Origin of the sequence: Streptomyces sp. NBC_00178, assembly GCF_036206005.1 — a bacterium.
Lineage (GTDB): Bacteria > Actinomycetota > Actinomycetes > Streptomycetales > Streptomycetaceae > Streptomyces.
Map to the genome: position 1 here is coordinate 2,947,749 of NZ_CP108143.1, position 21,966 is coordinate 2,969,714.

Consider the following 21,966-nt stretch of genomic DNA (forward strand, 5'->3'; position numbering starts at 1 on the left):
CGCGCGCTGTTGAACACAACGACGGCGCGGTGCGCAGGACACCCCCGGAGATTCAGGCCGGGCCCACCGGGAAGATCCGCCGCACCACCCGCTCCGCCGCCCTCCCGTCGTCGTACGGGCAGAAGCGGCTGCGGAAGGCGGCGCGCAGGGCCGTCGCCTCCGGGGAACGCCAGGCACCGGTGCGCAGGAGCTCGAACAGCTCGTCCTGGGTGGTGGCCACCGCTCCGGGTGTGTCCCCGGGCCGCCCGGACAGCAGGTCGACGTAGGTTCCGCGCGATGCCCGGTACGCCTCCCAGTCGGGCGCGTAGGTGATGACCGGCCGGTCCAGGCACGCGTAGTCGAACACGAGGGACGAGTAGTCGCTGATCAGCCCGTCGGAGGCGACGCAGAGTTCCTCGACGCTCGGATGCCCGGTGACGTCGACGACCCGCTCCGTCGCCTCCGTCCCGGCCGAGCGCCCGTAGAAGTAGTGGGCGCGTACCAGCAGCACTCCGCCGGGGCCGAGTGCGCGGGCCAGGCGCGCCACGTCCACCAGCGGGACGAACCCCCTGCGGTAGTCCCGGTGGGTCGGCGCGTACAGCAGGACGGTCGCCCCGGGCGCGATGCCGAGCTCCGCCCGGGCCTTCGCCGTCCGTTCCGCCGTGGCGGTGCACAGGACGTCGTTGCGCGGATAGCCGTAGGGCAGCTGCTCGTACGTCGAGGGGTACACCCGGTCCCAGATCTCGGAGCTGTGCGGGTTGGCGGAGAGGCTGAAGTCCCACTGGTCGGTGTGCGCCACGATCCGCCCGAAGTCGACTCCCCCGGTCAGCGCCGGATACGGGTACTGGTCCAGGCCCATCGTCTTCAGCGGCGTCCCGTGGTGGGTCTGGAGGTAGACCTGGCCCCGGCGTTTGGTGAAGCCCCCCGGAAAACTCGAGTTGTTGACGAGGTACGTCGCGGTGGCCATGGTCCGCCAGTAGGCGCGCGAGCCCTCGATGACGTACGGCACGCCCGGCGGCATCCGGTCCCGGTGCCGGGAGGAGACGACCCAGACGCCCCTGATGTGCGGGACAAGTTCCCGGGCCTTGGCGTAGACGGCGGCGGGATTGCACGCCACACCCCGGTTCCAGTAGGCCGCGTAGACGGCGAGGCGGGGATCCAGCGGGCGGTGCAGGTCGGCCCGGTAGAGGACCCGCATCAGCCGGGCGCGTACCGACTTGTGGACGGCGCGCAGGACGGCGCGCGCCCGGCTGCGCGCGGCACCGACGGCCGCCCGGACGCGGTACGCGGTGTACGTGCCGGGCAGACCGGCCGCGCGGAAGAAGGCGGCGCGGTCGGCCGGGGCGATGCGGTCCCGGTCGCCGAGCACCTCCGTCAGGTGCGCGGTGCGCGCCGCGGCCGCCCGCGGGTCGCCGCCGGTCGCGCCGGCCAGCCGGTCGTGGGCGTCGATCACCGCGAAGTGCGCGCGGCCCGGCGTCGTGGCGGGTGTGCCCCTGCGGCGCGGCCGGTGGCGGACGCAGACCCGGTCGAGCCGGGCCAGGGTCCCCGCGTCCGCGGCGAGGAACAGGGCACGGTGGACGGGCACGACATCGCCGTACAGGCCCTCGGTGAAGCGGAGTCCGGCGTCGTCCCGGAAGGCCCGGCGGATCACCTGGCCGCGGGCGGCCGGAATCGCGGGGCCCGGTCGCGGCGTGCCCCGCCAGTCGACGCACTCGTGCCCCACGCCCAGCACGTCCGGCCGGTCCGCCGTCAGCCGTGCGGCGATCTCCGCGCCCGCACCAGGGAGCAGCAGGTCGTCGCCGTCCAGGAAGAGCAGGTACGTCCCCCGGGCCGCCGCCGCACCGGCGTTGCGGGCGGTGCCGGCGTCCCAGGGGCCGTCGAGCGTGAGCACGCTCAGGCGGGGGTCGCGCGCCGCGCACTCGCGGGCGACGGCGAGTTCCGGCGCACCGGCCGCGTCGCCGGAGCCCACGGCGATCAGCTCCAGCTCCACCGGTCCGCCCCCGGGAGCCTCCTGTGCGGTCACGGAGTCCAGAGCGGCCCTCAGATACCCGTGGGCATGGTGGGCGGACACGACGACACTGAGGAGCATGGCAGCCGAGCGTAGTGCGGCCCGCGCCGCCCGCCCTACGGATCTTCACCCGTTCGGGTCAACGGCGTGACCCCCGGCGCTCCCCCGGGTTGAGCCGTACATGAAGCCACTCCTCAGCGTCGTCGTCCCCGTGCACAACGTCGAGGACTACCTGCGGGAGTGCCTCGCCTCGCTGGCCGGCCAGTCCCTGAAGGACATCGAGGTGGTGCTGGTCGACGACGGCTCGACGGACGGGAGCCGCCGCATCGCGGAGGACTTCGCGTCACGGGACGCTCGCTTCCGCTGCGTCCACCAGCCCAACGCCGGGCTGAGCGCCGCCCGCAACACGGGGGTCTCCCACACCGACCCGGGGGTGCCGTACCTGGCGTTCGCCGACAGCGACGACGTACTCGTCCACGACGCGTACGAACGGATGCTGGCGTCCCTGGAGTCGACGGGATCGGACCTGGTCACCGGCAACGTGTGGCGGCTGGACGAGCAGGGCAGGCAGCAGGCCTGGCAGTACCGCTGGCTGACCGGCGACCGCCCGCGCACCCACATCACCCGCGACCCGCGGCTGCTGGCCGACCGGGTCGCGTGGAACAAGGTGTTCCGGCGCACGTTCTGGGACCGGCACGCCTTCTCCTTCCCGGTCGGCCGGCTCTACGAGGACACGCCGGTGATGATCCCCGCGCACTACCTCGCCGACGCGGTGGACGTCCTGCACGAACACGTCTACCTCTGGCGGGTGCGGGAGGGCTCGATCACCCGGCGGCGCACCGACGTCCGGGGCGTCCGGGACCGCATCGCGGCCTGCGAGCGGGTCAGCGCGTTCCTCGCGGACCGCGGTCCCGGGCAGCGGCTGCGCTACGACGCCTCGTGCCTGCGCGACGACTTCGTGTACTTCCTGGAAGGGCTGCCGATGGGCGGCCCCGAATACCGCGCGGCCTTCATGGAGGACGCGGGCGCCTTCCTCGACCGCGCGGGCGACGCGGCCCTGACCGGTCTGCCCGCCGAGGCCCGGATCAGGTGGCGGCTGGTCCGGGAGCGCCGGCTCGGCGAGCTGCTGGCCGTCCTGGCCTTCGAACGCGCCGACGGCAGCGGCACGTTCACCGTCACGGGACCGCCGGGGAGGCGGCGCGCCGCCCATCCCGGGGTGGCGGGTGCCGGCAACGTGTCGGCGCGGCTCGGCAGCGGCGATCTGCCCGTGGTGGCCCGGCTGACGGAGTCCTCCTGGGGCGCCGACGGCCGGCTGCGGCTGCGCGGCTACGCCTACGTCCGCAACCTCCCGGCGGACACGGCCCTGCGGTCGCTGAAGGCGGGGCTGGTGAAGGAGGCGGGCGGCAGACGGCTGCGGGCCGTGCCCGTCCGCACGGTGCGGACCGACCTGGCCACGGCGGACTCCGGCCAGTCGCTGCACCGCTACGACCACGCGGGCTTCGAGATGGTCCTGGATCCGGGGCGGCTGGGGACCGGCACCTGGCAGGTGGGCGTGGTCCTCGCCGGGCACGGCACCGTGCGCCGGGCCGCCCTGCGCGCCACGGAGGCGGCGGCCGCGCAGCCGCTGGTCCACGACCTGGGCGACGGGCTGCGCGCCGTGCTCGGCTACCGGGACGGCCGACTGGAACTGGCCGTCGAGCGGCTGCCGGCACTGGCCCTCGCCCATGACGGCGGAGCGGAGACCGCGGAACTGACCGGCCGGCTGTACGGCGGCGCGCGCCCGGACACCCTCGTGCTCAGCCGTGACGGTTCGGCGGGGCACGCCTGCCCGGTACGGATCACGGACGGCGGCCCCGGCGGCCCGGAGGAGGCGCACTTCCGCGTCCGCGTGCCGCTCGCGGCACTCGCGGCCGAGGCCGGACCGCCCCCCGTCGCCTCCCCCGGGGAGACCCCGCCGCCCGGTGCGCGGTGGCGGGCCGTGCTCCTGACCGACGGGGGCGGCCAGGTGCCCCTCGCCGCCGCGCCGGACATGGCGCCGCCCCTCTTCGCCGACGCGGCGGGCCACCTGGTGGCGGAGGTGACCGGCGAACCCCTCGTGACCGGCGCCTCGGCCGCGCCGGACGGCGGACTGCGGATCGAAGGGCTCGGGACCGGAGCCCTGGTGCTGCGTCACACCACCCTCGGCGAGACGGTGACCGTCCCCGCCGAGGAGCGGGACGGACGCTTCCGCGCCGTACTCGCCGAGCCGCCCCGCGAAGGGGACTGGGAGCTGTCCCTCGACGGCCGGCCCGTCCGCGTGACCGGCCTGCTCGCCGCCCGGCTGCCGGTCGCCGCCGGCGGTGACCGCTTCCGGCTCGGCCGGCGGCACGGCGACCGGCTGACCGTGCGCTGCGCGCCGCCGCTCGGGGACGCGGAGCGCAGCGCCCACCGCCGCGCCCGGCTGCGCTCGGCGCACTACCCGGCGCAGCGCGGACTGCCCCTGAGGGACGCGGTGCTCTACGCGGGAAACGGCGCGCCGCGCGCCGTCCACGCCGAGATCGTGCGCCGGGGCGCGGACGCGGAACACCTCTGGGTCACCGACGGATCGGCGGGCGACGCCGCCCGTGTACCGGCCACCGCAGTCCCGGTCGTGGCGCACGGCGCCGCGTGGCACGAGGCGCTGGCCCGCGCGCGCCACGTCGTCGCGGCGGGCCCCCTGCCCGCGTGGTTCGAGCGCCGCCCGGGCCAGACGGTCGTGCAGACCTGGCACGGCGCCCCGCTCGGCCGGTTCGGCCTGGACCTCGCGGGCACCCTGTACGCCGACCACCAGCACCTGGACACGCTGGCCGCCGGCGCGGCCCAGTGGTCGGTCCTGGTCTCCCCGAGCAGCTTCGCGACCCCCCACCTGCGCCGGGCACTGGCCTACGGGGGCGAGGTCCTGGAGGCGGGCTCCCCGGCCGGTGACCTGCTGTGCGCACCGGACCGGGACGGAACGGCCGAGCGGGTGCGCGGGGCGCTGGGCATCCCGGAGGGGCACCGCGTGGTGCTCCACGCCCCGACGTACCGGGACCACCTCGCGCACGCCCCGCGCAGCCTCCCCGCCGGCTCGCCGCCGCTGTACCGCTGGGACCCCGCACTCGATCACGCGGAACTGGCGCGGTCGCTCGACGGGCGCACCACGGTGCTGGTCCGCAGGCATCCCCGGGTCACGGGGAGCGTGCCGGCACACCCCGCGCTGCGGGACGTGTCCGGGCATCCGGACGTCGCCGAGCTGCTGCTGATCGCCGACGTGCTGGTCACCGACTACGCGGGGCTGGCCTTCGACTTCGCGCACACCGGCCGCCCGATGCTCTTCCACACCTACGACCTGGAGCACTACCGGGACACCGTGCGCGGCTTCTGCCTCGACTTCGAGACGCGCGCGCCCGGGCCCCTCCTCGTCAGCACCCAGGAGGTGGCCCAGGCGCTGCGGGCCACCCCGGCGTCGGCGGCCCTGCACGCGGACGCCTACGAGAGCTTCCGGCGGGACTTCTGCGGTCCGGCCGACGGCGGTGCCGCCCGCCGCGTCGTGGACCGGCTCCTCGACGGGGCGCCGGAGGACTCGCGGCCGCTCAGCCCTTGAGCGCGCGGACCGCCGAGGCGGCCAGATCGTCCAGGTAGCCCTTCGGGAGGCTGCCGCGGACGACGGCCAGACGCCAGTAGAGCGGCCCGACGATGAGGTCGAGCGCCCGGTCCGGATCGCTGCCCTCGGGAAGCTCGCCGCGTGCGACCGCCTCGCGCACGACCACGGCGGCCACGCCCTGCTGCGGGTCGAGCAGGGCGGCCTTGATGGCGTCGGAGATCTCCGGGCTGCGGGCCGCCTCGACCAGCAGATCCGGGATCACCTGCGAGGCGAGGGGGTGCCTCAGCGCGTACGAGGCCAGTTCGAGCACGGCCCGGACGTCCCCGTACAGCGACCCGGTGGCGGGCGCCGGCATGCCCTGTGCCGCGACGGCCGCCACCAGGTCCAGGACGAGGTGCAGCTTGGACTTCCAGCGCCGGTAGACGGCGGTCTTGCCCACCCCCGCGCGGCGGGCGATGCCCTCGATCGACATCCGGGCGAATCCCACGGCGGCCAGCTCCTCGAAGACGGCGACACGGATCGCGTCGGTCACGTCCTCCCGCAGCACCGCGGCGCCCGCCGGGGTGCGGCGCCCGGTTCGCCGTTCGGTGTTCATCTGCCGAATGATAGACCGTAACGACGAAACGGTTGCGTTGCGACGCACAAACGTCCTACTGTCAGCGTCACGACGATACGGTCCCGTCCCCACCGCCCGGATCGTCCGCCCCTCCCCAAGCCCCCCGTCGAAAGCGAACGTGGTGAGCCAGACAGCAGCACCGCCGGCCCCGGTGGACACCGCATCTCCCACCCTCCTCCCCGTGTACGAGCCCGGCGAGCTGGCCGCGCTCGCCGCCCGGCACGGGCTCACCGTCAGCGGGGCCCGGCCGACCCTCGGGGAGTACATCCGGCAGCTCTGGGGGCGCAGGCACTTCATCACCGCCTTCGCCACCGCCAAGCTGACCGCCCAGTACAGCCAGGCGAAGCTCGGCCAGATCTGGCAGATCATGACGCCGCTGCTCAACGCGACGGTCTACTACTTCATCTTCGGCGTCCTGATGAACACCAAGCACGGAGTCCCCGACTTCGTGCCCTTCCTCGTCACCGGCGTCTTCATCTGGACCTTCACCTCCAGCTCGATCACGGCCGGCACCCGGGCCATCAGCGGCAACACCGGCCTCGTGCGGGCGCTGCACTTCCCCCGGGCGTCGCTGCCGATCGCGCTGGCCATCCAGCAACTGCAGCAACTGCTCTTCTCTCTGGGCGCGCTGTTCCTGATCCTGCTCGTGTTCGGCCAGTACCCGCAGCCCTCCTGGCTGCTGGCGGTCCCCGCACTCGCCCTCCAGGCGGTGTTCAACACCGGCGTCTCCATGGTCATGGCGCGGCTCGCCGCCAGGACACCAGACATCGCGCAGCTCACCCCCTTCATCCTGCGCACCTGGATGTACGCCTCCGGCGTCATGTGGAGCCTCGACACGCTGCTTTCCGGGGACCGCGTGCCCCGGCTCGTCCTGCTCGCGCTCGAATGCAACCCGGCCGCCGTCTACATCGACCTGATGCGCTACGCCCTGATCGACAGCTTCACCGGCGCGCAGCTGCCCCCGCACGTGTGGGCCGTCGCCGCGGGCTGGGCGCTCGTCGCCGGCGTCGGCGGCTTCGTCTACTTCTGGAAGGCCGAGGAGAGGTACGGACGTGGCTGACACCGCCGACACCCGTGTGCCCACCGTCGTCGTCGACGACGTCCACATCACCTACACCGTGAACGGCGCCCGCACAGGCCGCGGCAGCGCCACCTCCGCGCTGAACCGGATCGTGTCGCGCAAGCAGCCCCGGGGAGCACGCGAGGTGCACGCCGTGAAGGGCGTCAGCTTCGCCGCGTACAAGGGCGAGGCGATCGGGCTGATCGGTTCCAACGGTTCCGGGAAGTCGACATTGCTCAAGGCCATCGCGGGTCTCCTGCCGCCGTCGAAGGGCCGGGTCCACACCCAGGGCCAGCCCTCGCTGCTCGGTGTGAACGCCGCCCTGATGAGCGACCTGACCGGGGAGCGCAACGTCGTGCTCGGCGGACTGGCCATGGGGATGACGCGCGAACAGATCCGCGAGCGCTACCAGTCCATCGTCGACTTCTCCGGCATCAACGAGAAGGGCGACTTCATCACCCTGCCGATGCGCACCTACTCCTCCGGCATGGGCGCCCGGCTGCGCTTCTCCATCGCCGCCGCCAAGAGCCACGACGTCCTGCTGATCGACGAGGCCCTGTCCACCGGCGACGCGAAGTTCCAGCGGCGCAGCAGGGACCGCATCATGGAGCTCCGCGAGGAGGCCGGCACGGTGTTCCTGGTCAGCCACAGCAACAGGTCGATCACCGACACCTGCGACCGCGCGATCTGGCTGGAGGCGGGCACCCTCCGGATGGACGGCCCGGCCGAGGACGTGGTCGCCGCCTACGAGGAGTTCACCGGCCCGGCGAAGCCGAAGAGGCCGAAGAAGTAATGACGCGTCCCCCGGGACGGGCCGTGAAGGCCCGTCCCGGGGGACGCGTGTGTCGCGGCCCCGAGGGCCGCCCGGGGTCAGGCGTGCGTACGGAGCAGGGTCCGCATCGTCCGCATGGCCACCGACAGGTTCGCCAGGTCGAAGGCCTCCGAGCTCCGGATCTCCTCCAGCGTGGCGCGCGAACGCGCCAGGATCGCCGCGTTCTTCTCCTCCCACGCCTTGAACCGCTGCTCGGGCGACGACGCGCCGTTGCCGACGGACAGCACGTCCGAGGTCAGCGCGGCGTGCGCGGCGTAAAGGTCCTCACGGATGGAGGCCCGGGCCATCGACTGCCAGCGGTCGGCCCGCGGCAGTTCGATGATCCGGTCCATCAGCTGCGTGATGCCCAGCCGGTCGGCCAGGTCGTAGTACACCTCGGCGACGGCCAGCGGGTCCTTGCCCGTGCGGTCCGCGATCGCCACGATGTCCAGCGCCGGGAAGGCCGACGAGAAGCCGGCCACCCGCACCGCCAGCTCGTCCGGCACGCCCACCGAGGTGAGCTCGTCGAGGATCGACTGGTACCACTCGACGTCCGCGCCCCTGAGCAGCTTGGGCAGCTCGTTCCAGACCTGCTCCACACCCTCGCGGAAGAACTCGATGGTCTCCGCGATCTCGACCGGCTGCGGCCGGTTGCCGAGGAGCCAGCGCGAACCGCGCTCGACGAGCCGGCGCGAGTGGAGCCGGATCCGGGTCAGTACGTCGGCGGCGACGGTGTTGTCGAGCGCCTCCACCGCGTCCCACACCCCGGAGAGACCGAAGATCTCCCGGGCCGCGAACTGGGCCCGCACGATCTCCTCCAGTGACGCCCCGGTCTCCTCCCGCAGCCGGTGCAGGAAGGTCGAGCCACCGGTGTTGACCGTGTCGTTGACCAGCACCGTCGTGATGATCTCGCGACGCAGCGCGTGCCCGTCGACCGCCTCCGGGAAGCGCTCGCTGAGCTGCTTCGGGAAGTAGGCGTGCACCAGCTTCTGCAGGTGAGGGTCGTCCGGCAGGCTGGTGGCGACCAGCTCGTCGGCCGCCGTGATCTTCGTGTACGCGATCAGCACGGCGAGCTCGGGCTGGCTGAGCCCCTTGCCGTGGTTGAGCAGTTCGCGGATCTGGCGGTCGTTCGGCAGGAACTCCAGCGCCCGGTCGAGGTGCCCGTCGCGCCCCAGCTTGCGCATGAAGCGCTGGTGCGCGTGCATGAGCGACGGTGCCTGGGCGCAGGCGTTGGCCAGCGCCGTGTTCTGTGCGTAGTTGTTGCGCAGCACCAGCGCGCCGACCTCGTCGGTCATCTCCGCGAGCAGCTTGTTGCGCTGCTTGACGGTCATGTCGCCGTCCCGGACGAGACCGTTGAGCAGGATCTTGATGTTCACCTCGTGGTCCGAGGTGTCCACGCCTGCGCTGTTGTCGATCGCGTCGGTGTTGATGCGGCCACCGGACCGGGCGAACTCGATGCGGCCGAGCTGGGTCGCGCCCAGGTTGCCGCCCTCACCGACGACACGGGCGCGCAGCTCGGCGCCGTCGACGCGGATCGAGTCGTTGGCCTTGTCGCCGACGTCGGCGTCCGTCTCGGCCGACGACTTGATGTACGTGCCGATGCCGCCGTTCCACAGGAGGTCGACCGACGCCTTGAGGATGTTCTGCATCAGCTCGGCGGGGGTCATCTTGACGACCTTCTCGTCGATGCCCAGCGCCGCACGCATGTGCGCGTTGACCGGGATCGACTTCGCGGAGCGCGGGTGGATGCCGCCGCCCGCGGACAGCAGGCCCGTGTCGTAGTCCGCCCAGGAGCTGCGAGGCAGGTCGAACAGCCTGCGCCGCTCGGCGTACGAGGTCGCCGCGTCCGGGGTCGGGTCGATGAAGATGTGCCGGTGGTCGAAGGCGGCGACCAGCCTGATGTGCTCCGAGAGGAGCATCCCGTTGCCGAACACGTCACCCGACATGTCACCGACACCGACGACGGTGAAGTCCTCGGTCTGCGTGTCGTGACCCAGCTCGCGGAAGTGCCGCTTGACGGACTCCCACGCGCCGCGGGCCGTGATGCCCATGCCCTTGTGGTCGTATCCCGCCGAACCGCCGGAGGCGAACGCGTCGCCGAGCCAGAAGCCGTAGGAGACGGCCACGTCGTTGGCGATGTCCGAGAAGCTCGCGGTCCCCTTGTCGGCGGCCACGACGAGGTAGGTGTCGTCCTCGTCGTGACGGACGACCTCGGACGGCGGGACGACCTCGCCGGTCACCATGTTGTCGGTGATGTCCAGCAGCGCCGAGATGAAGATCTTGTAGCAGGCGATGCCCTCGGCGAGCCAGGCGTCACGGTCGACGGCCGGGTCCGGGAGCTGCTTGGCGACGAACCCGCCCTTGGCACCCACCGGCACGATCACCGTGTTCTTGACCATCTGCGCCTTGACCAGGCCGAGGATCTCCGTACGGAAGTCCTCACGCCGGTCCGACCAGCGCAGACCACCGCGGGCGACCTTGCCGAAGCGCAGGTGGACGCCCTCGACGCGCGGTGAGTAGACCCAGATCTCGTACGCCGGGCGCGGCGCCGGAAGGTCCGGGATGGCCTGCGGGTCGAACTTCATGGAGACGTAGCCGTGCGGCTCGTGGTCGTCGGCCAGCTGGAAGTAGTTGGTCCGCAGCGTCGCCTTGATGACGGTGAGGAAGGACCTCAGGATGCGGTCCTCGTCCAGCGAGGCGACCTGGTCGAGCGCCCCGTCCAGCTCCTCCAGCAGCCCGTCGGTCAGCTCGGTGCCCGCCTTCTGGCGGACCGGTGACATCCGGGCCTCGAAGAGCGAGACCAGCAGCCGGGTCGTGTGGACGTTGTTGCGGAGGGTGTCCTCCATGTAGTCCTGGCTGAACGTCGAGCCCGCCTGGCGCAGGTACTTCGCGTAGGCGCGCAGCACCATCGCCTGACGCCAGTCCAGTCCGGCACCCAGGACCAGCGAGTTGAAGCCGTCGTTCTCCGCCTCACCGGTCCAGATGGCGGCGAACGCCTCCTGGAAGCGGTCGCGTGCGTCGTCGGCGAGGTGGTCGCCCTTGCCGGTGGACTTCGGCATCCGCAGCCCGAAGTCGTAGATCCAGGCGTGCGTGCGGTCGGAGCAGCGCAGCTCGTACGGCCGCTCGTCGACCACCTCGACGCCGAGGCGCTGGAGGGCGGGCAGCACGGCGGAGAGCGAGACCTGCTCACCGGTCCGGTAGATCTTGAACCGCCGCTCGCCGGGGCCGGCGCCGACGGGCTCGTACAGGCTGAGCGCGAAGTCCTCGCGCTCGCTCTTGAGCTCCTCCAGGTGCACCAGGTCGGCGACCGCGGCGCGGGGCGAGTGGTCGGCCTTGTAACCCTCGGGGAACGACTGGCCGTAGCGCCGCATGAGTTCGGCGGCGCGCTCCTCGCCGCACTCGGCGTTCAGCGCCTCCTGGAAACCGTCCGCCCAGGAGCGGGCGGCCTCGACGAGGCGCGCCTCGATGCGGTCCGCGTCGGCGTCCGTGAGGTGCGGCAGCTCGGTGCCGGGCGGGACGCGGACGACGAAGTGGAGCCGCGAGAGGATCGACTCGGTGTTCCAGGCGGTGAAGTCGACGCTGGTGCCGCCGAGTTCCTCCTTGAGGATGTCGATCAGCCGGAGCCGTACGCCCGTGGTGTAGCGGTCGCGCGGGAGGTAGACGAGGGCGGAGTAGTAGCGGCCGTACTCGTCCTGGCGCAGGTACAGCCGCAGCCGGCGGCGCTCCTGGAGGTAGAGCACGGAGGTGACGATGGAGCGCAGCTGGTCGACTGGCGTCTGGAAGAGCTCGTCGCGAGGGTACGTCTCCAGGATCTGCACCAGGTCACGGCCGTCGTGGCTGTCGGGCGTGAAGCCCGCGCCCTCCAGCACCTCGGCGACCTTGCGGCGCACCACGGGAACCCGGCGCACCGACTCGGTGTACGCCGCCGAGGAGAACAGCCCGAGGAATCGCCGCTCCCCGATGACGTTGCCGTCGGCGTCGAACTTCTTCACGCCGACGTAGTCCAGGTAGCTGGGGCGGTGCACCGTCGCCCTGCTGTTGGCCTTCGTCAGGACGAGGAGCTTGTGCTCCCGGGCCTTCGCCCGGGCATCGGCGGGCAGCCGGTCGAAGGACGGGCTCACCGGGTGGGCCTCGTCCTCGCTGTGCTTGGGGTCGGACCGCAGAATGCCGAGACCGGTGCCGGGCACGGCCGTCAGCGCGTCGGAGTCGCGGAGCTCGTACTCCCGGTAGCCGAGGAAGGTGAAGTGGTCCGCGGCGAGCCAGCGCAGCAGCTCGCGGGCCTCCTCGACCTCCTCGTCGGCCAGCTCGTCGAGCGGCTCGGAGGGCAGGTCGTCGGCCATCCGCAGCGCGGCGTCGCGCATCTTGTCCCAGTCCTCGACGGTCTCCCGTACGTCGGACAGGACACGCAGCAGGTCGGCGGTGATCTGCTTCAGGTCGGCGCGGTCGGTCTCGCGGTCGATCTCGACGTGGATCCAGGACTCCACGACCGCGTCGTGCGGCAGCTCAGGACCGGCCTGCCGGCCCTTCGCCCGCTTCCCGCCGTTGCCCCGGGGCCGGTCGTCGGCGAGCACTTCGATCAGCTTGCCCGCGACGTCACGGCGGACGGTCACCTGCGGGTGGATCACGAGGTGGATGCCGCGGCCCTGCCGGGACAGCTCGTTGGTCACCGAGTCGACCAGGAAGGGCATGTCGTCCGTGACGACCTCGACGACCGAGTGACTGCTCGTCCAGCCGTTCTCGTCGACCGTCGGGGTGTGCACCCGGACGTTCGCGGTGCCCTGGGGTCGGTTCTCGGCCAGGCGGTAGTGCGAGGAAGCTGCGCCGAAGACGTCGACCGGGTCGCGGCCGCTCATGTCCTCGGGAGCGGTGTGCAGGTAGTAGCGCTGGAGATAGGCGAGCAGCGTGTCCCGGCCCGGCCGGTCACCACGGCCGGCCTCGGTGCCCCCGTCCGCTCCGGTGCCGGTCGCCGCGTCGGCAAGGTGCACCCGGAGGCCGCCACCCGGGCCACCGACACCACCGCCCGGACTGTTGTCAGCTACCCGGGCCGCCCGTGCGAGCAGCTCGGCCTTGGCTTCGTCCAGCTTGGTCTGCATGTCCTCTGGCTCCTGTCGCGCGCCGTTGCGTGACGTAGGTGAAGAAGGCGGGGTCACGCCACGACGCGGGGTTTCCGGTCTGGGTCGACGCTATGCCGCCGAGGGAGATACCCGGGACCATATCGGCCGTTTCCGGCCGGGGGTCGGGGGCGCGGAGATCACGGATCGCCCGGGTGCTGTGGCACTCCGGGCCCATGCCGGGGGCTTCGCTGCCCCCGAGACGTATCGCGCTGATCACGGCACCAGGCTATCCCTCTCGCACCCACAACCGTCATGAGCCGCATATGTACAAAAGATGCCCCTGAACTTTGACACTCTGGACATCGCGCGCGGCCGTTCCAGCCCGTATCCGCACACACGCGGGCAGATGCGATCAGTCCGCCATCAGTTCGGCCAGCGCGACCGCTTCGGCCAGGGTGTCCACCACGGGCACGCCCGCCGCCTCCAGGCTGCCGCGGCTGTGCGAACCGCCGGTGTAGAGGACGGCGCGCGCGCCCACATGGGCGGCGGCCACGGCGTCGTCCACCGCGTCGCCGATGACCACGGCACGGCTGGGAGAGACGTCCCCGAGCACCTCGAAGTGCCGCTCCATGTGCTGCGCCTTGCTGCCGCCGGAGGGACCCGTACGCCCGTCGACCCGCACGAAGTGGCGTTCGATGCCGTACCCCCGCACCACGGGCACCAGGTGCTCATGACCGTACATGCTCAGCAGGGACTGACTCCGCCCGCCGCGGCTCCACCTGGCCAGCAGCTCCTCGACCCCGGCGGTCAGACCGCAGGCGACCCGCTGCTCGGCGTAGTGGCGGTGGAAGAGGGCGTCCATCCGCTCCCACTCCGCGGGGGTGGGCAGCCGCCCCATGAGCCGCTCGTAGAACCTGGGTATCGGGACGCAGTACGTCTCGCGGTACTGCTCGAGGGTGAGCGGCGCAAGGTCGACCTCCGCGAACGCGGCGTTCGTCGCCCCGAGGACGGCGTCGATGTCGTCGAGCAGTGTCCCGTTCCAGTCCCAGACCAGATGGGTGCGGTGCTTCCCCGTTGTCTCCATGAGGAAAAAAATACCCGCCACCTGCGACAGCGACCCCGGCGAGAGTGCTCCGGGGGCGGACCGCCGGTACGTGACCGACCGGCGGGCGGGGCGGGCGGCGCCCCGGCGAGCGGGCGAGCGGCTGCCGGGTCAGGCGATCAGGCCGGGGATCTCCTGGATGCCGAACCACAGGAGTTCGTGGTCCTCGGCACCGTCCACCGTGAACCGGGCGTCGTCGTCCCCGAGATCCGCGGCTCCGAGGGCGGCCGCCGCGGCGGTGACGTCCTTCTCGGCGTCGTCGGCGTCCACGTGGACCGCGGCGGCCTTCGCCAGCGGCACCGCGTCCGCGAGACGCACCTCACCGACCGAGGACGCGTCCAGGACGTGGCCGGGCTCGGCGGTCACCGCGCCGTCCGGCACGTCCAGGGCCACGACGACACGCCGCCGGGACTCGTCCGGCCTCCCGGCGATCAGCCGAAGCGAGGCGGAGGCCGCGCGGTTGAGCGCGGCGTACTCCAACTCCTCGATGTCGTCGGAGACGTACCACTCACGCAGACCGGGCGTCACCGCGTACGCGGTCAGCGGCCCCGGACCGATCTCGCCGGTCGCGTGCACCGAGGCGAGACCGGAGAGGGTCAGGGGGACGTACACGCGCATGGCTGACCGCTTTCGTAAGTCGACGACGCCCTCAGGATACGTGCGAGGTCCCCCTTCGGGGTTGCCCGTCTGCCCTCCGGCGTCCACCCCGCGACGGCCGTCACTCTCCTCGATCCCTTGCGGCGCACGGCACATCACCCTGATAGGTGATCCCGCAGGCTGCTCGATCGGCCCCAAAGGCCGCTTGCGGGCCCGCGGACCGGCCCCGTAGAAGAGCCCCAGCAGAAGTTACCGCCCGGTACTCGCCCGGGCCACGGACAGCAGCCACGGGGGCTATGAGCATGAGCACGGACAGGACGAGGCCGGCCGGCCGACGCGACCGCACCAGGCCGGGCACCGTACCGGCACAACGGACACCGCTGCGGCCACGGCGGCCGCTGCGCCCGCACCAGTGGTTCGCGGAACGCCTTCTCGCGGTCCTCAGCGGCCAGCGACCGGTGCACTGGATGCTCGGCCACACGATCGGCGAGGCCTACGACCAGCTCGCCGAGCTGGCCCCGGACGCCCCGCTCGGCGCGGGGTGCAGGCGCCCCGTCGTACGCGCCTGCCACGGCAGCCAGCCCGCCACCGGGGTGGTCGAGGCCTTCGCCAGCATCGCCACGGGCGAGCAGGTCCGCGCGATGGCGTTCCGCCTGGAACAGGGTCCGGACCAGCGCTGGCGCTGCGCCGCCGTCGACTTGGGCGGCGAGCGCCTCCCGGCGGTCCGCTGAGCGCCGGGGCACGCATCGGACGGACAGGTGACTGCCGCGTGGGCGTACCGCGGGGCGCGGTCGGCGACCCTGAGGACCGTGGTGGCCCTCGGGGCGCGGTGAGGCAGTGCGGCCCCTGAGGAACCGTGGCTGCACCTCCGGGGCGCAGGTGCAGCCACCCTCAGCCCTCGGAGCGCAGTGAGGACACCCCGGAAAGGACCGTGGTGTCCCCTCCGGGCGCTGTGAAGCCGCCCAGAGGACCGTGGTGGCCCCTCTCCGGCTCCGTCGTGGGTCGTGGCTCTCTGTGGCCGGCCTGAGCGGCTCACGGTGCCCCAGGAGCCGCCTGGGGGCTGCTGAGGCACCAAGCGGCCCGGTGCCGCGTGACGGCGGGCTCCCGGCCCGGACGGGCGGGGAGCCCGCGGCAGCCCGTGGCGCCCTCGCCCGTCCGGGAGCGCGCCACCTGGATCACGGCACCAGGGTCCCAGCACCGGGGTCGCGGCAGCGGGGTCACGGCAGCGCACCCTGCGGCGCCGGACCGGAGGATCTCTCCGGACCGGACCGGACCGGACCGGAGTGAGAGAAACGGCCTGGGCCGGACACCGCGTGGTGTCCGGCCCAGGCCGTTTCGAAAGGCGCCTCGGCGCTACTTCTTGCGGCGACGGCCGCCGCCACCAGCGCTCTTCTGCGCCTTGCGGCGCTCCGCACGCGTCATCCCGTCGCCCTCGGACGCCGCGCCGTCGCCGTTGGAGAAGTCACCCTCCACGACACCGCCCTCGCCGTCCACCGTGGGAGCGGAGAAGTGCAGCCGGTCGGGGCGCTGGGGCGCGTCCAGACCCTTGGCCCGGATCTCCGGCCGGCCGGCCGGGGCCGGAACCGCGGCGTCCTGCTTGTCGAGCGAGGTCGGCTCGCCCGCCTGCACCGGAACCTCCTCGACCTGCTGCTCGACCTGGACCTCCAGGTTGAACAGGTAGCCGACGGACTCCTCCTTGATGCCCTCCATCATGGCGTTGAACATGTCGAAGCCCTCGCGCTGGTACTCGACCAGCGGGTCCTTCTGCGCCATGGCCCGGAGGCCGATGCCCTCCTGGAGGTAGTCCATCTCGTAGAGGTGCTCGCGCCACTTGCGGTCGAGCACGGACAGCACCACGCGCCGCTCCAGCTCACGCATGATGTCCGAGCCGAGGGTCTTCTCGCGCTCCGCGTACTGCTCGTGGATGTCGTCCTTCACCGACTCGGCGATGAAGTCGGCCGTGACCCCCGCCAGGTCGCCTGCGGCGTCCTCGAGCTCGGCGACGGTGACCTTCACCGGGTAGAGCTGCTTGAAGGCGCCCCACAGTCGGTCGAGGTCCCACTCCTCGGCGAAGCCCTCCGCCGTCTCCTGGCGGATGTAGTCGTCGATCGTGTCGTCCATGAAGTGGCGGATCTGGTCCTGCAGGTCCTCGCCCTCCAGGACGCGGCGGCGCTCCCCGTAGATGACCTCGCGCTGACGGTTGAGCACCTCGTCGTACTTCAGGACGTTCTTGCGCGTCTCGAAGTTCTGCTGCTCGACCTGCGACTGCGCGGAGGCGATCGCCCGGGTGACCATCTTGTTCTCGATGGGGACGTCGTCGGGCACGTTCGCCATCGACATGACGCGCTCGACCATCTGCGCCTTGAACAGGCGCATCAGGTCGTCACCCAGCGACAGGTAGAAGCGGGACTCGCCCGGGTCGCCCTGACGGCCGGAACGACCGCGCAGCTGGTTGTCGATACGGCGCGACTCGTGCCGCTCCGTGCCCAGGACGTACAGCCCGCCGAGCTCCTTGACCTCTTCGAACTCCGCCTTGACGGCCTGCTCGGCCTTCTCCAGCGCGGCGGGCAGGGCTGCCGCCCACTCCTCGACGTGCTCCACGGGGTCCAGACCGCGCTGGCGCAGCTCCGCCTCGGCGAGGTCGTCCGGGTTCCCGCCGAGCTTGATGTCCGTGCCTCGGCCGGCCATGTTCGTGGCGACCGTGACCGCGCCCTTGCGGCCGGCCTGGGCGACGATCGTCGCCTCACGGTCGTGCTGCTTGGCGTTGAGGACCTCGTGCTGGACACCGCGCTTGGAGAGCTGCTGCGAGAGGTACTCGGACTTCTCGACGGAGGTCGTGCCGACCAGGATCGGCTGGCCCTTCTCGTGCTTCTCCGCGATGTCATCGACGACCGCGGCGAACTTCGCGACCTCGGTGCGGTAGATCAGGTCGGACTGGTCGGCGCGGACCATCGGCCGGTTCGTCGGGATGGGCACGACACCGAGCTTGTAGATCTGGTGGAACTCCGCGGCCTCGGTCATGGCCGTACCGGTCATGCCGGAGAGCTTGCCGTACAGGCGGAAGAAGTTCTGCAGGGTGATCGTGGCGAGCGTCTGGTTCTCGTCCTTGATGTCCACCCCTTCCTTCGCCTCGATGGCCTGGTGCATGCCCTCGTTGTAGCGACGGCCGGCGAGGATGCGGCCGGTGTGCTCGTCGACGATCATGACTTCGCCGTCGATGACGACGTAGTCCTTGTCCTTCTTGAAGAGTTCCTTGGCCTTGATCGCGTTGTTGAGGTAACCGACGAGCGGGGTGTTCACCGACTCGTAGAGGTTGTCGATCCCCAGCCAGTCCTCGACCTTCGCGACACCGGGCTCGTGGATGGCCACGGTGCGCTTCTTCTCGTCGACCTCGTAGTCGCCGGTCTCCTCGATGCCCTTCAGCGGGTTGCCCGCCTCACCCCGGGTGAGGCGCGTCACCAGCTTGGCGAAGTCGCCGTACCACTTGGTCGCCTGGTCGGCGGGGCCGGAGATGATCAGCGGCGTACGGGCTTCGTCGACGAGGATCGAGTCGACCTCGTCGACGATGGCGAAGTTGTGGCCGCGCTGGACGAGCTCGTCCTGGGACCACGCCATGTTGTCGCGGAGGTAGTCGAAGCCGAACTCGTTGTTCGTGCCGTAGGTGATGTCGCAGGCGTACTGCTCACGGCGCTGCGCCGGTGTCATGTTCGCGATGATGCAGCCGACCTCGAGACCGAGGAACTTGTGCACCCGGCCCATCATCTCGGAGTCACGCTCGGCGAGGTAGTCGTTCACCGTGATCAGGTGCACGCCCTTGCCGGAGAGCGCGTTGAGATACGCCGGCAGGGTGCCGACGAGGGTCTTGCCCTCACCGGTCTTCATCTCGGCGACATAGCCGAGGTGCAGCGCGGCGCCGCCCATCATCTGGACGTCGTAGTGGCGCTGTCCGAGGACTCGCTTCGCGGCCTCACGGACGGTCGCGAATGCTTCGGGAAGCAGGTCGTCCAGGCTCTCGCCGTCCGCGTACCGTTCCTTGTACTCGTCGGTGAGCGCCCGCAGCTCGGCGTCGGAGAGGTTGACGAAGTCCTCTTCGATGGAGCTGACCTGGTCCGCGATGCGGTGCAGTTTGCGCAGGATCTTGCCTTCGCCTGCACGCATGAGCTTGTTGAAGACGGACACTGAGGCTGGTCTCCTTGCCGGTCGGGCCTGGCACTGGGTCGTGTAATGGACTCGGCGCGGGCACGGCAGGTGGGCCCCACCGCAACGGCCATCGTAAGCGAGGACCCCGCCGCGCCGGGAGGGCTGCTGCCGCGTTGGCCCCGCCGCACCCTTCCAGGACAACGGACGGAGGGGACGGAAGGTGCCGGGCAGCCCGAAAAGTACTCGCATCCCGGTGGCCGGATCCTCAGTATTCCTTCATGGAACCCACCGCCTTCACCACGGACCGACTGCTGCTGCGGCCCTTCGAGCCCGGGGACGCGGATGCGGTGTACGCCGCCTGCCAGGACCCGGACATCCGGCGCTGGACGGTCGTCCCCTCCCCGTACACCCGCGCCGACGCCGAACTCTTCACGCGGGACCTGTCGCCCGCCGGCTGGCAGGACGACACGATGTACAACTTCGCGGTCCTGCGGCGGGACGGCGGGGAGCTCACCGGGGCCCTCGGCCTCGGGCGCCGCAACCCGGGCACCCTCGAGGTGGGCTACTGGACCGCGGCCGCGCACCGGGGAGCCGGCTACACCACCGAAGCGGTGCTCGGGGCGGCCCGCTGGGCGTTCACCGCGCTGTCCGCGGACCGGGTGGAATGGCGGGCGGAGATCGGCAACGCCCCCTCCCGGGCCGTCGCCCTGCGCGCCGGCTTCCGGATGGAGGGCGACCAGCGGTCGGCCCTGGTCAACAAGGGTGTGCGGCGCGACACCTGGACGGGAGCCCTGCTCCCGGCCGATCTCGGGCTCCCCGGCACCGTCCCGCACCGGCCGGCCGCGGGTGTCAGTGGCGCGCTCTAGGGTCGTACGCATGACGTCTGTGCCGCAGCCCGTTCTGGAACTCTCCGCCGACCAGGCCCGCCGGATCGCCCTGCGCTCCCAGGGCCTCCTGGGCGCCCCGGACCGCCGGGGCGGGGTCCGGGGAGTGCTGCGCGCCCTCGGGGCCGTCCAGCTCGACACGATCTCGGTCCTGGCCCGGTCGCACGAGCTCGTCCCCTACGCGCGCCTGGGGGCCGTCGGACGGCGCACCGTCGACGACGCCTACTGGACGAACGGTCACTCGTTCGAGTACTGGTCGCACGCCGCCTGCATCCTCCCGGTCGAGGAGTGGCCGCACTTCGCCTTCCGCCGCCGCGCCTACCGGGCCCGTCCGCAGTGGGGCCACGACCTGCCCGACGGTGTGTACGAGACGGTGATCAAGCAGTTGCGCACCGAGGGCCCGCTGACGGCCACCGAGCTCGGCGGCGCGAAGAACGGCGGCGAGTGGTGGGACTGGTCGGCCTCCAAGGTCGCCGTCGAGCGGGCCCTGATGTACGGCGAGGTGGTGTGCACCGAGCGGCGCGGATGGAAGCGGGTCTACGACCTGGCCGAGCGGGCGATCCCCGACGCGCTGCTCCACGACGACATGGATGACGCGGAGTGCCTGCGCCGGCTCGTGGCGCTGGCCGGACGGTCGCTGGGCGTCGGCACCCGGGCGGACATCGCCGACTACCACCGGCTCAAGGGCGAACAGTTCGACGCGGTCGTGGCGGACTCCGGGCTGGTCCCGGTGTCGGTGCGGGGCTGGGCGAAGCCGGCGTGGGCCGACCCGGAGGCCCTGGCCTCGGAGCCGCGCGGCCGTCACCGCACGACGCTCCTGTCACCGTTCGACTCCCTGATCTGGGAGCGTGCGCGCACGGAGCGGATCTTCGGGTTCACCCACCGCCTGGAGGCGTACGTACCCCGGCCCAAGCGGATCCACGGCTACTTCGCGATGCCGCTGCTGGCGGGTGGCAGGCTGCAGGGCCGGGTCGACCCCGCGAGGGAGGGAACCACGCTGGTCGCGCGCCAGGTGTCGCTGGACGGCGCGAAGTCCGTCGCGCCGATGGCCCAAGCCCTCGCCGAGGCGGCGTCCTGGGTCGGCTGCACGGATGTCCGGGTCGAGCGGGTGGAGGCACCCGGACTGCGCGCGCCCCTCACGGTGGCGGTCGCCCAGGCACTGGCCTGAGGGCCCGAGGGCCGTCCTGCCGGAACATCACCGGATCTCGAGGATCTTCTCCCGCATGGCGTAGACCACCGCTTCCATCCGGGAATGCAGCTGCAGCTTCTCCAGGATATTGCGGACGTGGTTCTTGACCGTGTTCTCCGAGATGAACAGTTCCTTGGCGATATCGCGGTTGTTCATGCCCGTGGCGACGAGTTTGAGGACCTCCAGCTCGCGCTCGGTGAGACGTGGCGCCGGCACGAGTCGGCGCTCGTCGGTGCGCTGGATCATCGATTTGAACTCGGTGAGCAGTTTGGAGGCCATCGAAGGACTGATCTGGGACTGGCCGTCCGCCACCGCGCGAATCGCCGTGGCCACCTCGTCGGTGGAGATCTCCTTGAGGAGATAGCCGGTCGCGCCGGCCTTGATCGCCTCGTAGAGGTCGGCCTCCTCGTCGCTGATCGTCAGCATGATGATCTTGGCGCTGGGGGCGACCTCCTTGATGGAGGTGCACGCTTCGATGCCCCCGCGCCTGGGCATCCGTACGTCCATCAGCACGATGTCGGGCAGCAGGTCCGCCGCCTTGTCCACGGCCTCGGCACCGTCCCCCGCCTCTCCGACGACCTGGATGTCCTCCTCCTGGGCGAGGACGATCTCCAGCCCCCTGCGGAAGAGCGCGTGGTCGTCGACCACGAGCACCCTGATCGGCTCCTTGCGGGAACTGCCGTCGTCCGCACCGGAGTCCGCGCCGCCGGCGCCGGTCGTCCCGCGCACGGGACCGAAGGTGTCCGCCATCGTTCCTCCCCCTGAAGGCCACTGCCTGAGGTCACAGGCTGCCCGCCAACGGCAGTGCACACAGCACTGATTGGCCTGGGGCGCCATGCTTTCATGCCCGGCGGCCCGAAGCAGTGCCCCCGCGTGCGCACGCGGTGCCCCCGGCCGCGCGCGAACGCTTCCGGGGGCACCGTGC

At 71.8% G+C, this 21,966-nt stretch carries 13 protein-coding genes; 6 read left to right on the top strand and 7 right to left on the bottom strand.

From position 1 onward, the window contains the following. Positions 1–52: 52 nt before the first annotated feature. Positions 53–2,068, bottom strand: coding sequence for a CDP-glycerol glycerophosphotransferase family protein (locus OHT61_RS12655; protein ID WP_329037877.1), 2,016 nt, complete (start codon positions 2,066–2,068; stop codon positions 53–55). A 100-nt stretch (positions 2,069–2,168) separates the two neighbouring features. Between OHT61_RS12655 and OHT61_RS12660 the strand changes: the two genes are divergently transcribed. Then, the gene (locus OHT61_RS12660) at positions 2,169–5,588 is read left to right on the top strand and encodes a bifunctional glycosyltransferase/CDP-glycerol:glycerophosphate glycerophosphotransferase (RefSeq protein WP_329037879.1); all 3,420 of its coding nucleotides are present in this window, start codon (positions 2,169–2,171) and stop codon (positions 5,586–5,588) included. On the opposite strand, the gene OHT61_RS12665 is transcribed toward OHT61_RS12660, so the two are convergent. Next, positions 5,578–6,183 carry a TetR/AcrR family transcriptional regulator gene (locus OHT61_RS12665; protein WP_329037881.1) on the bottom strand — a complete coding sequence of 202 codons (606 nt, stop codon included), beginning with the start codon at positions 6,181–6,183 and terminating at the stop codon, positions 5,578–5,580. The genes OHT61_RS12660 and OHT61_RS12665 overlap by 11 nt on opposite strands. Before the next feature lie 139 nt (positions 6,184–6,322). Here OHT61_RS12665 and OHT61_RS12670 point away from each other — a divergent pair, with 139 nt between their 5' ends. Then, complete coding sequence (locus OHT61_RS12670) at positions 6,323–7,264, top strand: ABC transporter permease (RefSeq protein ID WP_329037884.1); 942 nt, start codon at positions 6,323–6,325, stop codon at positions 7,262–7,264. Next, positions 7,257–8,057, top strand: a complete 801-nt coding sequence (locus OHT61_RS12675) for an ABC transporter ATP-binding protein (protein WP_329037886.1) — start codon at positions 7,257–7,259, stop codon at positions 8,055–8,057. The genes OHT61_RS12670 and OHT61_RS12675 overlap by 8 nt, the downstream gene beginning before the upstream one ends. 77 nt (positions 8,058–8,134) lie before the next feature. On the opposite strand, the gene OHT61_RS12680 is transcribed toward OHT61_RS12675, so the two are convergent. From OHT61_RS12680 to OHT61_RS12690, 3 genes are all read right to left on the bottom strand, one after another. Beyond that, the gene (locus tag OHT61_RS12680; RefSeq protein ID WP_329037888.1) at positions 8,135–13,168 is read right to left on the bottom strand and encodes an NAD-glutamate dehydrogenase; all 5,034 of its coding nucleotides are present in this window, start codon (positions 13,166–13,168) and stop codon (positions 8,135–8,137) included. Positions 13,169–13,541: 373 nt separating this feature from the next. After that, complete coding sequence (locus OHT61_RS12685; RefSeq protein WP_329037890.1) at positions 13,542–14,213, bottom strand: HAD family hydrolase; 672 nt, start codon at positions 14,211–14,213, stop codon at positions 13,542–13,544. 129 nt (positions 14,214–14,342) lie between these two features. Further along, positions 14,343–14,849: a DUF6912 family protein gene (locus tag OHT61_RS12690; RefSeq protein WP_329037892.1), complete on the bottom strand. Its 507-nt coding sequence runs from the start codon at positions 14,847–14,849 to the stop codon at positions 14,343–14,345. 281 nt (positions 14,850–15,130) lie between these two features. On the opposite strand from OHT61_RS12690, the gene OHT61_RS12695 reads away from it, so the two are divergent. Next, entirely contained in the window at positions 15,131–15,559 is a 429-nt protein-coding gene (locus OHT61_RS12695) for an Rv3235 family protein (protein ID WP_329037894.1), read from the top strand. 622 nt (positions 15,560–16,181) lie between these two features. On the opposite strand, the gene secA is transcribed toward OHT61_RS12695, so the two are convergent. Next, a complete protein-coding gene (gene secA / locus OHT61_RS12700; RefSeq protein WP_329037896.1) occupies positions 16,182–19,007 on the bottom strand; it encodes a preprotein translocase subunit SecA in 2,826 nt (941 codons plus the stop codon). A 239-nt stretch (positions 19,008–19,246) separates the two neighbouring features. Here secA and OHT61_RS12705 point away from each other — a divergent pair, with 239 nt between their 5' ends. Together OHT61_RS12705 and OHT61_RS12710 are read left to right on the top strand one after the other, a co-directional pair. Beyond that, the gene (locus tag OHT61_RS12705; RefSeq protein WP_329037899.1) at positions 19,247–19,834 is read left to right on the top strand and encodes a GNAT family N-acetyltransferase; all 588 of its coding nucleotides are present in this window, start codon (positions 19,247–19,249) and stop codon (positions 19,832–19,834) included. A 10-nt stretch (positions 19,835–19,844) separates the two neighbouring features. Continuing rightward, positions 19,845–21,020 (top strand): winged helix-turn-helix domain-containing protein, encoded by a 1,176-nt coding sequence (locus tag OHT61_RS12710; protein WP_329037901.1) that lies wholly within the window; start codon positions 19,845–19,847, stop codon positions 21,018–21,020. Between the two features lie 27 nt (positions 21,021–21,047). On the opposite strand, the gene OHT61_RS12715 is transcribed toward OHT61_RS12710, so the two are convergent. After that, entirely contained in the window at positions 21,048–21,791 is a 744-nt protein-coding gene (locus OHT61_RS12715; RefSeq protein ID WP_329037903.1) for a response regulator transcription factor, read from the bottom strand. Between the last annotated feature and the right edge of the window lie 175 nt (positions 21,792–21,966).